At 70.8% G+C, this 12,267-nt stretch carries 9 protein-coding genes; 7 read left to right on the forward strand and 2 right to left on the reverse strand.

All coding sequences use genetic code 11. The features are described from left to right. Positions 1–921 precede the first annotated feature (921 nt). The 4 genes from WME95_RS22480 to WME95_RS22495 all read left to right on the forward strand — a co-directional run bounded on the left by WME95_RS22480 (position 922) and on the right by WME95_RS22495 (position 4,639). Positions 922–2,187, forward strand: a complete 1,266-nt coding sequence (locus tag WME95_RS22480) for a formylglycine-generating enzyme family protein (RefSeq protein WP_437910497.1) — start codon at positions 922–924, stop codon at positions 2,185–2,187. A gap of 272 nt (positions 2,188–2,459) precedes the next feature. After that, positions 2,460–3,215 carry a Uma2 family endonuclease gene (locus tag WME95_RS22485; protein WP_437911008.1) on the forward strand — a complete coding sequence of 252 codons (756 nt, stop codon included), beginning with the start codon at positions 2,460–2,462 and terminating at the stop codon, positions 3,213–3,215. Between the two features lie 44 nt (positions 3,216–3,259). Beyond that, a complete protein-coding gene (gene gstA / locus WME95_RS22490) occupies positions 3,260–3,865 on the forward strand; it encodes a glutathione transferase GstA (protein ID WP_437555457.1) in 606 nt (201 codons plus the stop codon). Between the two features lie 66 nt (positions 3,866–3,931). After that, entirely contained in the window at positions 3,932–4,639 is a 708-nt protein-coding gene (locus tag WME95_RS22495) for a DUF4336 domain-containing protein (protein WP_437910498.1), read from the forward strand. Positions 4,640–4,645: 6 nt separating this feature from the next. Here WME95_RS22495 and WME95_RS22500 read toward each other — a convergent pair whose 3' ends face one another. Next, positions 4,646–5,044, reverse strand: a complete 399-nt coding sequence (locus WME95_RS22500) for a hypothetical protein (protein ID WP_437910499.1) — start codon at positions 5,042–5,044, stop codon at positions 4,646–4,648. A 192-nt stretch (positions 5,045–5,236) separates the two neighbouring features. On the opposite strand from WME95_RS22500, the gene WME95_RS22505 reads away from it, so the two are divergent. After that, the gene (locus WME95_RS22505) at positions 5,237–6,085 is read left to right on the forward strand and encodes a helix-turn-helix domain-containing protein (RefSeq protein ID WP_437910500.1); all 849 of its coding nucleotides are present in this window, start codon (positions 5,237–5,239) and stop codon (positions 6,083–6,085) included. Positions 6,086–6,186: 101 nt separating this feature from the next. Here WME95_RS22505 and WME95_RS22510 read toward each other — a convergent pair whose 3' ends face one another. After that, the gene (locus tag WME95_RS22510) at positions 6,187–7,656 is read right to left on the reverse strand and encodes a protein kinase domain-containing protein (RefSeq protein WP_437910501.1); all 1,470 of its coding nucleotides are present in this window, start codon (positions 7,654–7,656) and stop codon (positions 6,187–6,189) included. Between the two features lie 1,015 nt (positions 7,657–8,671). Between WME95_RS22510 and WME95_RS22515 the strand changes: the two genes are divergently transcribed. Continuing rightward, positions 8,672–10,987 (forward strand): adenylate/guanylate cyclase domain-containing protein, encoded by a 2,316-nt coding sequence (locus WME95_RS22515; RefSeq protein WP_437910502.1) that lies wholly within the window; start codon positions 8,672–8,674, stop codon positions 10,985–10,987. A 432-nt stretch (positions 10,988–11,419) separates the two neighbouring features. Then, the gene (locus WME95_RS22520; protein ID WP_437910503.1) at positions 11,420–12,253 is read left to right on the forward strand and encodes an alpha/beta fold hydrolase; all 834 of its coding nucleotides are present in this window, start codon (positions 11,420–11,422) and stop codon (positions 12,251–12,253) included. Positions 12,254–12,267: the final 14 nt, after the last annotated feature.

Consider the following 12,267-nt stretch of genomic DNA (forward strand, 5'->3'; position numbering starts at 1 on the left):
TTCGATGAGTATGCGTCGGGATACGACAGGCGAAGCCGGCCACTGAAGCATTGAACTCCTGAAGTCGCTCTTCAAGAAATGTATTCAGTCCAGTGGCATCGCCACTCTCGACGATAACATCCGCGGTGTGCATGCTCGCCATGCTACCGCATTCGGTAGAAGCGAGCCTCGTGCCAGAGGCGCAGCTTGGCCCGGCGGCTCTCCGCTTCGCCAATGCCCCTCGCCTCGACCCCTGACCTCGACCACCTCGCGGCCGCCTTCGAGCTCGGCCGGCGCCCACCACGAAGCGAAGGCCAGAGAAAGCGCCGGCGACGCGCGAACGCTACAACATCACCTAAACTGTCCAGCTCCACGGATGTCTGCGACCCTCCGGTCGGAGTTTCAACTCTCCCGGGCAGCTCGCTCGCCTGACGGCCGAGCCTCGCATGCGTCCTCCTTCGCCGGACGCGACGCAACCCCACCCGCGCCCCCGCTTCCTCCCGCGTTGGCGCCGCGCCCCCAACCTCGCTGGAATCGCACCACGCCCACGTCCGTCGCGCCGATCGCGCAGCGTCCGCCGCCAGCTCACCTGCGCGCCGTCAGCGCTGTCTCCGCTCTACCCGGCCCCGTGCGCTCCGCCCGAAGCTCGGCGACGAGCCGTGTGCGCCCACGCGATAAAATGATCCCAGCTGCACGCCTCGAGCGATGAACTCGAGCAACGGGAGGCGCGCTGGCCTCCGATCGGTGCGTCGGTGAATGGTGGGGGCGACGCACAAGAGAGCAAATTTACAACGACACTTCCTGAGCGTCGGTGTCTCCGATTTCTGTGGAGACATGATAGCTCGAGTGGAGTACTTTCCACACATGGCCCCCAGGCGACAGACAACGCAGCTCAGATGCAATGCGGCGGCTCGCCGCACGGCGCACGCATCGGCCTCCTACGTGGGAGCCGCCGCGCTCCGTGAACGCGCGCGGCAGCAGCATGGTGCGTGGTGCGCCGCGCTCGCTCTCGCTCTCGCTCTCGGCGCCGCGGCGTGCGGCAGCGACGACGCCGATGGATCGAGCTCGGGTGACGCGGGCGGCGGGGGCGCCACGAGCAGCGGAGGGGCGACGAACAGCGGCGGTACCACGAGCAGCAGCAGCAGCGGAGGCGCGGGCACATCCAGCGGCGGCAACAGCACGAGCGGTCAGGGCGGCGGCTCGGCCTCGGCCGGAAGCGGTGGATCCGGCGGTGGCCCGAGCGTCGACGAGCCGCCGAGCTGCGCGCCCGGCGGACCTGGGCTCTCGACGTGCGGCCCGGACGGCAATGAGAGCTGCTGCACCAGCCTGCTGGTCACGGGCGGCACCTTCTATCGAACGTACAGCAACAGCGGCAGCGGGGCGACCAACACGAGAGATCCCGCGACGGTGAGCTCGTTTCGCCTGGACAAATACGAGATGACCGTCGGCCGCTTCCGGCAGTACGTCGATTACCTGGTCGCCGGCGGCTCCCCGCCGGCGGCGGGCAGCGGCAAACACACGCATTTGAACGACGGCCAGGGCGTGGCCGATGGCGCGAAGCGCGAAAGCTTCGAGTCCGGGTGGAACTCGAGCTGGGACAGGTACATTCCGACGGGCCAGGGCGCGGCCGCCACGTGGACGAAGAACCTGACCCCCACCGTGTACGGCACCTGGACGGCGAACGCCGACGACAACGAGATGCTGCCGCTCACGTTCATGAACTGGTACGAGGCCCACGCCTTCTGCATCTGGGACGGCGGCTTTCTGCCGACAGAGGCCGAATGGAAATACGCGACCGCCGGCGGAGACGAGCAGCGCATGTATCCCTGGGGCTCGATGGATCCCGGCTCTGGCAACGAGTATGCGATCTACGATTGCTACTATCCGAGCGGAAGGCGGGGCAGTTGTACGGGCGTCGTGAATGTGCCGGACGTCGGGAGCACGCCGCTCGGCGTCGGGCGCTATGGACAGTGGGATCTCTCGGGCAGCGTGTGGGAGTGGAACCTCGACGTCTACGCGAACTACGTGAGCCCCTGCGAGGACTGCGCAAACCTCACGGGCGCCACGAACCGGGTGCTGCCTGGCGGCGGCTTCCACACGGGGTTGATGCCATACCTCCTGTCGTCGAATCGCTCGGCGGTCTCCTACGATCCGGCGAACTACCGCGGCGACTACGGCGTCGGCGTGCGCTGTGCGCGCACGCCGTAGCGCCGAGCCGTCGCCGAGGGCGGCCCTCGCGCGACCGGACGCGAGCGAGCTGAGCTCGAGCGCGCGGTGCCACCACGCGCCGGCGTGCGACAGCGACGGACGCTGCGCTGGCCGGGCAGGACGAACACGAGGCACCCTGGCGGCGACGCCACAGAAGGGCGGATTTCGAAATGAGCGCACCCGGGATCCGCAAGCTGTCGAGCGGCTACGCGGACACGGCGAGGTGCGCCGCGGACCTTGCTGCGAGGTGGATCCTCCGGCAGGCTTCCGACATGACGTCCCTCGCCTTCGCGATGCCGGCGGAGATCGTCGACCCCAGCGTCGTCGCTCCGCCGGGCGATCTGTACAGCAACGAGCCCCCGATGGAGAGCTACCAGCACCTCGTCCAGATGATCCTGCTGCTCGAGAGCCTGGACCTCTTCTGGAAGGACCGGGCCGACTTCTTCGCCGCGGGGAACCTGACCATCTACTTCAGCCCCAGGCAGCTCAAGACCGAGCACTTCCGGGGCCCGGATTTCTTCGTCGTGCTCGGCACCGAGCGGAGGCCACGCAAGAGCTGGGTCGTCTGGGAAGAAGACGGCCGGTACCCGAACGTGATCGTGGAGGTGCTCTCGGAGAGCACCGAGGGCACCGATCGTGGCATCAAGAAGCAGATCTACCAGGACGTCTTCCGGACGCCGGACTACTTCTGGTTCCATCCGGAGACGCTCGAGCTCTCGGGCTTCCACCTCGTCGACGGGCAGTACGAGCCGCTCTCCCCCGATGCGTCCGGACGCCTCTGGAGCGCTCAGCTCGAGCTCTTCCTTGGCGTCGAGGAGGGACAGCTCCGCTTCTTCACCCCCGAGGGAGAGCTCGTGCCTGCTGGCAAGGAGCTCGCGAGACGGGCCGAGTCCGCTGAGCAGCGCGCCGAGTCCGCAGAGCAGCGCGCCGAGTCCGCAGAGCAGCGCGCCGAGTCCGCAGAGCAGCAGGCAATGCGGCTGGCAGCGAGGCTCCGGGAGCTCGGCGTCGATCCCGACACGCTGAAGTAGCGCTCGGCGCCCGCGCTCCTCTCGCTCCTCCTGTGAAGCGGATGATGAAGCTCTATTTCAGCCCTGGCGCCTGCTCGCTCTCTCCGCACATCGCGCTGCGCGAGGCCGGCCTCCAGTTCGAGCTCGAGCAGGTCCACCTCGGCACGAAGAAGACCCGGTCGGGCGCCGACTTCACCTTGATCAACCCCAAGGGCTACGTGCCCGCGCTCGAGATCGAGGGCGGCGAGGTGCTCACCGAGGGGCCGGTGATCGTCCAGTACATCGCCGATCGGAGGCCCGAGTCCGGGCTCGCGCCCCCAGCCGGCACCCTGGACCGCTACCGGCTGCAGGAGTGGCTGAGCTTCATCAGCACCGAGCTGCACAAGCAGTTCTCGCCGCTCTTCAAGCCGCGGGCGCCGGACGAGCAGAAGAACGCGGCGAGGGCGCTGCTCGGCCGGCGCTTCGCCTACGTGGCGCACCGCCTCGAGGGCGCGACGTACCTCCTCGGCGAGCGGTTCACGGTGGCGGACGCGTACCTCTATACCGTGACGACGTGGACGAGGTTCGCGGGCGTCGATCTCGGCGGATGGCCCGTCCTCGGCCGCTACAGGGAGCGCGTCGGCGCCCGCCCTGCGGTGCAGGCCGCCATCGAGGCCGAGCGGAGGCGGTAGGCCTCCTTCGAGTGCCTGCGGATACGCGCCTTGACACCACGATCACGCGCGGCTTTGCATGACGGCATGCTGCGGGCGATCGCCGAGGAGGTGTGGGCGTACGAGAGGGACTTCCGGCTGCCGTTCGGCGATCTGCCGGCGCGCACGACGGTCGTGAGGCGGGCCGACGGCGGCATCGTCATCCACTCGCCGCTGGCGTTCGATGACGACACCGCCCGGGAGATCGACGCGCTCGGCGAGGTGCGCGCCCTCGTCGCGCCGAGCTGCCTCCACCACGTCTTCCTGAGGGCCGCGACCGAGCGCTGGCCGCGCGCGAGCGTGCTCGGGGCGCCCGGGCTCGAAAAGAAGCTCTCCGGCCTCCGCTTCACCCCGCTGCCCCGATCCGGCGTGGCGCCGGAGATCGGCGACGATCTCGGCGTACGCCTCGTCGAGGGCGTGCCGTACATCGCGGAGCACGTGTTCCTGCACGCGCGGTCGCGGACGCTCATCGTGACGGATCTCCTCTTCAACGTGCATGAGGCCCGCAGCTTCGCCATGAAGGTCTTCCTCTGGGTGGGCGGCGTGTGGAGGAAGACCGCCCAGGACCACGTGTGGCGCGTGCTCATGAGGGACCGGGGCGCGGCGGCGCGCAGCGTCGCCGACGTCCTCGCGTGGGACTTCGAGCGCGTCGTCGTCGCCCACGGCGACGTCATCGAAGGCGAGGCGAAGGACCGGACGCGCCGCGCGCTCGCGTGGATGGGCGCCGGGGCTGGCCGGCTCCTGCCGGCGAGATGAGGGCGCTCAGGCGGCCGCCTGCGCGCGGCGCAGCCCGATGACCTGCGCCTCCGCGAAGAGCGCGACGGCGAGCGCCTGCGCCGCGACGAACGCATAACCGATCGCCGTCGGCTCGAACCAGCCGAGCGCGAGGAGGAGCACGCTGTCGACGACCCAGAGCGCGTTCGCGACGACGACGGCGACGACGGCCCCCCGCGCCGGACGCTCGCGCGTGCCGAGCCACGCGACGAGCGCCGCGAACGGGAGCAGGCTCGCGCCAGCCCAGCGGAACAGCGCCTCGGGAAGGCCGGTCAGGCCGGCGAGGGGCGCCGCGGCGGCGAGCATGAGGAGGCCTGTAGCGCCGCTGAGGGCCGCGTCGGCGAGGAGGACGCGGCGCAGGAAGCGAGGAGAGATCACGAACGACATGGTGGGCTCCTTTCGTTGCGGTCGGGGCTCATCGCCCCTCGATGGGCGGGACGTGCTCGACATCGAACGCGCGTGGCGCGCCGGCTGTCCGCAGCGCCCCTGACACCGCTCACCTTGGGGCGCCCGCGGCATGGGATCGATTACCTCCGAGGTAATGGGCGTCATTTTCCCGCGTGCTAGGGTCGACGCGCGATGACGAGCTCACACCCGCCGATCGGGGGTCTCCTGCGCGAGTGGCGCCAGCGCCGTCGAATGAGCCAGCTCGACCTCGCCTGCGAGGCCGACATCTCGACACGCCACCTGAGCTTCCTCGAGACCGGCCGCGCGCAGCCGAGCCGCGACATGGTGATCCACCTGGCCGAGCGCCTCGATGTGCCCTTGCGCGACCGCAACCAGCTCCTCGTGGCGGCGGGGTACGCGCCGCTCTATCCGGAGCGCAGCCTCGGCGATCCGGCGCTCGCGGCGGCGCGCAGGGCGGTCGATCTGGTGCTCGCCGGCCACGAGCCCTATCCGGCGGTCGCCATCGATCGGCACTGGACCCTCGTCGCCGCGAACGGCGCGATCGGCCCATTCCTGGCTGGCGCCGACGCCGCCCTCCTCCGGCCCCCGATCAACGTGCTGCGCCTGAGCCTGCACCCAGGCGGCCTCGCGCCGCGCATCGAGAACTCGCCCGAGTGGCGCGCGCACCTCCTCGCCCGCCTGCGCCGTCAGATCGACGTGAGCTCCGATCCCGCCCTCGTGACGCTCCTCGAAGAGCTCATCCGCTATCCATCGCCGGAAGGATCGAGGCGCCCCGAGCCCGCCCGCGAGCCCGACCCGGTCGCCGTCGCGGTGCCGCTCAGGCTCAGGACGGAGGACGGTATCCTGAGCTTCCTCAGCACGACGATGGTCTTCGGCACGCCGATCGACGTCACCCTGTCCGAGCTCGCGGTCGAGTCGTTCTTCCCCGCAGACCAGGCGACCGCGGAGGCGCTGCGCGCGACGGCGCGACGCCGAGGACAAGGGCCGTCCGCCGAGGGATCCCCTCGGATCCCGCTCTGAGGGCGCGCGCCGCGCACGCGTCGACGAGCCGTGCACGGCCCGCTCCCCTGAGAAGCGCTAGGAGCGCTGCCCGCGCGTCGCGATGAGCAGCGCCGGGAGCGCTACCGGTGCATCGCGATGTCGTTGCGGGGAAAAGGCTTGATGCGCCGGGTCTGCCGCCCAGTGGACGGGATGGTCTTGGTCCGCCCGGGGGATCGCGTGGGCCGCACGGAGGGCTTCTTCTTCGAGGTCGACCGCGAGGCCTCGCTGCTGGGCGCGCTCTCGGGCTGCGCCGCAGCGGCCTGGACGGGCTCCTGGAGCTCCGGCGCGAGCAGCGGCCGGGGTGCCTCCACGACGCTGGCGAGGAGCGTCGACTCGGTCGAGCTCGCCAGCCCGGCGCGGGGAGCGACGGCGGCGAGCGCGGCGCTGTCGGCAGCGGGCGCGGTGAACCGGACGCCGAAGAACAGGCTGGCGCCGGCCAGCACGGCGCCGATCGCGGCGGCCGCCGCGAGCCGCGCGGATGGCCTCTTGCGCTTCTTGCGGCTCGACGCCGAGCCCAGGACCGCCGTCGTGCCATCGCCGCCGTCGTCCTCGCAGAGATCCGCCTCCACGACCGGTATCGACGGGGACGTCATGACAGGGTTGCGCCGGGTAACCACGCCGTCCTGCGAGCTCACGGGCGGGGCCTCGACCACGCTCTCCACAGCCGCGTCCCCGGCCGCCGGAGCCGGCGTCTCGGTGCCCCACTTGCGTGACGACAGCGCACGCTCCAGCGCCTCTGCCATCTCCTTCGCCGACCCGAAGCGCGCGCTCGGATCCTGCTGCAGGGCCTTCGCCATCCATTCGTCGACGGCGGCTGGCACGTCGATCCGGTGCGCGCTGGGGGGCGTGAACCGCCCCCTGTGCACGGCGAGCGTGAGCGCCGCGAGCGTCTCTCCGGAGAACGGGGTCCGCCCCGTCATGGCATGGTAGGCGACGACGCCGAGCGACCAGAGATCCGCACGGAAATCGAGATCCCTCGGGCTGACGAGCTGCTCTGGGCTCATGTACAGCGGCGTCCCGACCACGTTCCCCGTCGAGGTGACCCGCAGGTCCCGGACCCGCTTGGCGATACCGAAGTCAAGCACCTTGACGAAGCTCTCCCCGTCCACCTGGGTCAGGAACAGGTTGTCCGGCTTGATGTCGCGGTGGACGATGCCGAGGCGGTGCGCCTGCCCGAGCGCCTTGGCCGTCTGCGTCACGATACGCGCCACCTCGCCGAGCGGCAGCCGGCCCTGGCGGCTGATACGGGTCCTCAGGTCGTCGCCGCGGAGGAGCTCCATCGCGATGTACGGCATGCCCTCCGCGGTCAAGCCGTGATCGAGGACCTGCGCGACGTGCGGGCTCGTGATCTGCGCCGCGGCGACCGCCTCTCGCCGGAACCGCTCGACGTAGCCCGGGTCGTCCGCGTACTCGGGCGACATGAACTTCACGGCCACCTGAGCCTTCAGCGGAAGCCTATCCGCGACCCAGATGCTCCCCATCCCGCCGCGCCGGAGGATGCGCACGAGCCTCAGCGAAGGCGTCACCATCTGTCCGGTGTGCAGGGGCATACCTCTGCTACTCCTTCTCGCACAGGCCCGAGCCGGTGGTTCCGTCAGCTCCAGCCGAAAACTCGCCCGAATGGCGTAAATAGATCACTACGACGCCTTCATTGCCTCTGCAAGAGAAACAAAGTGCTCTCCGCCACGTGAGTCGCGTCAGTCGCGTCAGTCGCGTCAGTCGCGTCAGTCACGTCTGCGCGCGTGTCGCGCACCCGCGCACATTGAAGCCAACCTGTCTCTTACATCTCTTACATCCCCCAGGAGCGCAGGGGCCACGGAGCGCTCCTGTGCGATACGGCCACATGGACGGATATCCGCCGTGCGCCGGTGTCGGCGCATGAGCGCATGCCGAGCGCCACGCTCATCCGGCCGATCGAAAGCACCCGTCGTCGCGGGCGGTGACGCTGAACAACGGAGTTGAAGGTAGGTTACCTGATGAACAGGTGGGGAGCCCGGGAACAAGCGTGCGTGTCGTACGGCCATGGCTCGCGATCCGCTGCGGCTTCATCCATGGGCTCACCTCGCCGCGCCAGATGAGCCCCCCGGGGCGCGAGGCTCAACACCTCTTGACTTCGAAAAAAGTCTTTCATTTTACCTCCACAACCACCGTTCGGGCAGCATGGAGGGCGGCGCTCGTGTCTTCATTCTTCATCCTTCATCCAGGGCGGGAATCTCGAGGACGGGGCGAGACCCATTGGGGTGTCGGCATCGTCCGACATCGGAGGGCGGGCCTGTCCGGAGCTCCACCCGCGCGGGGCGCTCGCGCTTCCCCGGATCACGCGCCGCGACAGGCGGGTTGTCTTCTAGAGGAGGATTGAAGCCTCTCGTCTTCTGGATGCCGGCTCACTGAAAGAGTTCACCCAGCCGAGGACGGCCTGGACACCCGCGGAGCTCCCGCGTACGCCGGCGGAGGAAATCCAGCCGCGCCGAGGCTGAAGCAGAGGCGTAGGGGTGCGATAAAAAATGAAGCGCGGGTGTCATCCATGGTTGCGTCTACGCGCGCAGGCGTAGAATCGCCGGAACCATGAGCCGATCCCCCTCCGACAAGGACGCGCACAAAAAGGCAACGGTCAGCCCCGTGCCGTCGCGAGGGACCCCGCCGGAGACGATCCCGTCGCGCGCCAGCAGCAGCAGCGCCCTGCCGTCGGCGCCGCCTCCGACACGCACCAGCGCCGGCAGCGGCAGCGCCCTGCCGCCGGCGCCCGCATCGAACCGCGGGGGCAGCACCCTCCCGCCTCCTCAGCAGCACGCGCCGCCGCCGGCGCGCGGCAGCCACTTCCCGGCCGACGCGCGCGTGCGGCGAGATCGGCCGAGCGTCCCGCTCTCTCCGCACGGCGTCTATGCGTCGCAGGAGGCGCGCGGCTGGCGAGAGCGGCCGACCGCCGCGGCCGCGGCCGCGGCGCGCAGCGGCTACACCTTGCAGGATCCGTTCGACCGGTGGGACCCGCCCGAGGGCTCCCCCGCCCCGCCCGCGACCCAGCCGCCCGAGCCGCCGAGCTCGCGTGTCCCGGAGGGGTCGCGCCACGACGACGCCGGCCGTGGCCACGCGCCGGCGTCGTCGCCGGCCAGGCGCACGGCGACCGGCGGGCTGCCCGCGCATCAGCCCGCGCCGCCGGCCAGGTCGACCGCGGGGCGCGAGCCGCAGCGGCTCCACGAGCCGCACGGCGGGGGCCACGACCCGTACACGCCCATCAACCAGATCCTCGGCTACACGCGCCTGCTCGTGGCGTCGCTGCAGGGCAAGGTCGCCCCGCAGCACATCGAGGACATCCGCAACATCGAGCTCGCGTCGCGCAAGCTGCTCACCATCGTGCAGGCGATGGAGAACGGCGACGAGGACGCGCCCTCCAGCGTGAAGGTCAGCATCCCCTCCCCGCACGAGGAGCCCGCGGTCCACGCCGAGATCGAGGGCAGCGGGCGTGGCACCATCCTCGTGGTCGACGACAGCCGAGGCAACCGCGACGTCCTCTGCCGGGTGCTGCAGAACAACGGCTACCTCACCGCTTCCGCCGAGGACGGACCCCGCGCGCTCGGGCTCGCCGCGCGCGAGCGCTTCGACGCCGTGCTGCTCGACGTGAACATGCCCGGCATCAGCGGCCTCGGCGTGCTCTCCGCGCTGCGCCAGAGCCGGTCGCAGGCCGAGCTCCCCGTGATCATGGTGACGACGCGCGGCGCGAGCGAGGACGTCGTCGAGTCGCTCAAGCTCGGTGCCAACGACCATGTGACGAAGCCGATCGACTTCGACATCCTGCTCGGGCGGCTCGACACGCAGCTCACGCTGAAGCGCTCGCGCGAGCAGCTCTCGCAGCTCGCGGCGGAGCTGTCGGTCAAGAGCGAGTTCATCCGCAAGACGTTCGGCCGCTACCTGAGCGACGACGTGGTGAACCGCCTGCTCTCCTCGCCCGAGGCCCAGCTCCTCGGCGGCGAGGAGCGCGAGGTGACCATCATGATGACGGACCTCCGCAGCTTCACGACGATGACCGAGAGCATGCCGCCCGACGTCGTCATGCGGCTGCTGAACGGCTACCTCGGCGAGATGGCGCGCATCATCGTCGCGCGCGGCGGCACGATCATCGAGTTCATCGGCGACGCGATCCTCGCGCTCTTCGGCGCCCCGTTCCCGGCGGGCGACGACACCCGCCGCGCCGTCGCCTGCGCGCTGGAGATGCAGATCGCGATGGACGCGGTGAACGAGAAGAACAGCGCCGAGGGCCTGCCGACGCTGCAGATGGGCATCGCGCTCAACACCGGCCCCGTCGTCGTCGGCAACATCGGCTCCGAGGCGCGCACGAAATACGGCGTTGTCGGCGCGCAGGTGAACCTGACGTCCCGCATCGAGTCGTGCACGGTGGGCCGCCAGATCCTCATCGCGGACACCACGCGCCGCGCCGCCGGCGTGGGGCTCCTGCTCGGTCAGAGCCACGCGCTGGCCGTCAAGGGGTTCTCGAACCGCGTGCTGGTCCACGAGGTGCTGGGCCTCGACAACCCCGAGCGGCTCTACCTGCCCGAGCGGCGGGTCGAGATCCTCTCGCTCTCGTCGCCGCTGCCGGTCGTCTGTGCGCGCCTCGCGGGCAAGCGGGTGGAGGGCGAGCCGCAGTCCGCCTTCATCCTCGGGCTCTCGCCCTTCGGCGCCGTGCTGCGGATCCATCCCCGGCCCGCGCCCTTCACGAACCTCCAGATCCACCCGTCCGGCGCGCTAGGCGAGCAGCTCGGCGGGGAGCTGCATGCGAAGGTGATCGAGCTCGACGCGCGCGCCGAGGACGTCGTGCGCATCCACTTCACGTCGTCGCCGCCGGGGCTCGCGGCGTTCGTTCAGAAGCTGCACCGCGCCGAGGCGTAGCGGCTCGCCGCCGTACAGGCAGGCTCGCGTCCGGGTGTGCGGGAGGTGCTGCCGAGCCGCCCGGCCCCTGGAGAGGGGGCCCGTCGCGTGAGACCTGGGACGAACTCGCGCTCTCCCCTGGTGCCGGGGAGCGGACGACAGGCCTACTCAGGGGCTCGTGGAAAAGAGCGAGAAGGCGATCTCTGGGGCGCTCTGCGGGAGCCTGTTCGTCAACAGGCATGTCGTTCACCTCGAACCCGTCCTCCTGAAGCGGCCGTATCGGCTCGGCGACCGGTTCTCCTCGCATCCGAGGACATCGACCTGCGTGTACCCCACGGCGACGCCCTCCTGGGAGAGCACCTTTGCTTCGAACAGGCGCCTCGCCTACGCTCCGCCCTCGCAGCGCAACACGGCCCCTTCACGCGGCCCCCCACACCGAGGTAGCAGACGCACATGCGTTCCCTGACCGTCGCGGGCCCTGCGGGCGCGCTCCACATCGTCGATCATCCGGCCACGGGCGCTCCTACCGCCGCGGGCGCGGGCCCCTCGAGCGAGGCGCTGCCGGTCGTGCTCGTGCACGGCATGGTCGGCCACGCCGGCTTCTGGGAGGCGCCGCTCGCGCACGTCGCCGGCCGGCGGCGCGCGGTGGCCATCGACCTCCGGGGGCACGGCGCGTCGGAGCCCCCGCCCGACGCGGACTACGCTCCCTCCGCGTGCGCGACCGACGTGCTCGCGGTCCTCGACGTCCTGGCGCTCCCCCGCGTGGCGCTCGTCGGCCACAGCTATGGCGCGCTCGTGGCGCTCGCCGTCGCGGCCGAGCATCCGGAGCGGGTCGCGCGCCTCCTGCTCGCAGACCCGCCCCGGGATTTCACGCAGATCCCGGCGGAGGTCCAGGCGCAGCACTTCCCGCCCTACCTCGCCGCCCTCGCGGCGGACGGCTGGCGTGACACCGCCGTTGCCACCTTCAGCGAGGCGCTCGCCGGCAGCACGCCCGCGACCCGGGAGACGGTGCTGGCGCGCGTCGCCGCCACGCCGCACGACCGGATGCTCGGCATGTCCCGGCACTTGCTGGAGTTCGAGGCGGTGAACGCGCTGGACCGCTACCTCGCCGCTCCGGGCGCCCGCGCCCACGCCATCCTCGCCCCCTCGAACGCATGGCCGCAGAGCCTGCACGCGCTGAGGCCCGCGCTGACGGCCGTCGTGCTGCCGGAGACCAGCCACTGGCTGATGCTCGACGCGCCCGCAGCGTTCGCCGCCGAGCTCGAGGCCTGGCTGGACGCCGCCTGAGCCCGGGATACGGC

It is taken from the genome of Sorangium sp. So ce327, assembly GCF_051530205.1.
Classification (GTDB): domain Bacteria; phylum Myxococcota_A; class Polyangia; order Polyangiales; family Polyangiaceae; genus Sorangium; species Sorangium cellulosum_B.

Bases quoted from the DNA above. Each gene is read 5' to 3' on its own strand.
- WME95_RS22485 (WP_437911008.1), top strand. From the start codon at position 2,460: ATGACGTCCCTCGCCTTCGCGATGCCGGCGGAGATCGTCGACCCCAGC.
- gstA (WP_437555457.1), top strand. From the start codon at position 3,260: ATGAAGCTCTATTTCAGCCCTGGCGCCTGCTCGCTCTCTCCGCACATC.
- WME95_RS22495 (WP_437910498.1), top strand. From the start codon at position 3,932: ATGCTGCGGGCGATCGCCGAGGAGGTGTGGGCGTACGAGAGGGACTTC.
- WME95_RS22500 (WP_437910499.1), bottom strand. From the start codon at position 5,044: ATGTCGTTCGTGATCTCTCCTCGCTTCCTGCGCCGCGTCCTCCTCGCC.
- WME95_RS22505 (WP_437910500.1), top strand. From the start codon at position 5,237: ATGACGAGCTCACACCCGCCGATCGGGGGTCTCCTGCGCGAGTGGCGC.
- WME95_RS22510 (WP_437910501.1), bottom strand. From the start codon at position 7,656: ATGCCCCTGCACACCGGACAGATGGTGACGCCTTCGCTGAGGCTCGTG.
- WME95_RS22515 (WP_437910502.1), top strand. From the start codon at position 8,672: ATGAGCCGATCCCCCTCCGACAAGGACGCGCACAAAAAGGCAACGGTC.
- WME95_RS22520 (WP_437910503.1), top strand. From the start codon at position 11,420: ATGCGTTCCCTGACCGTCGCGGGCCCTGCGGGCGCGCTCCACATCGTC.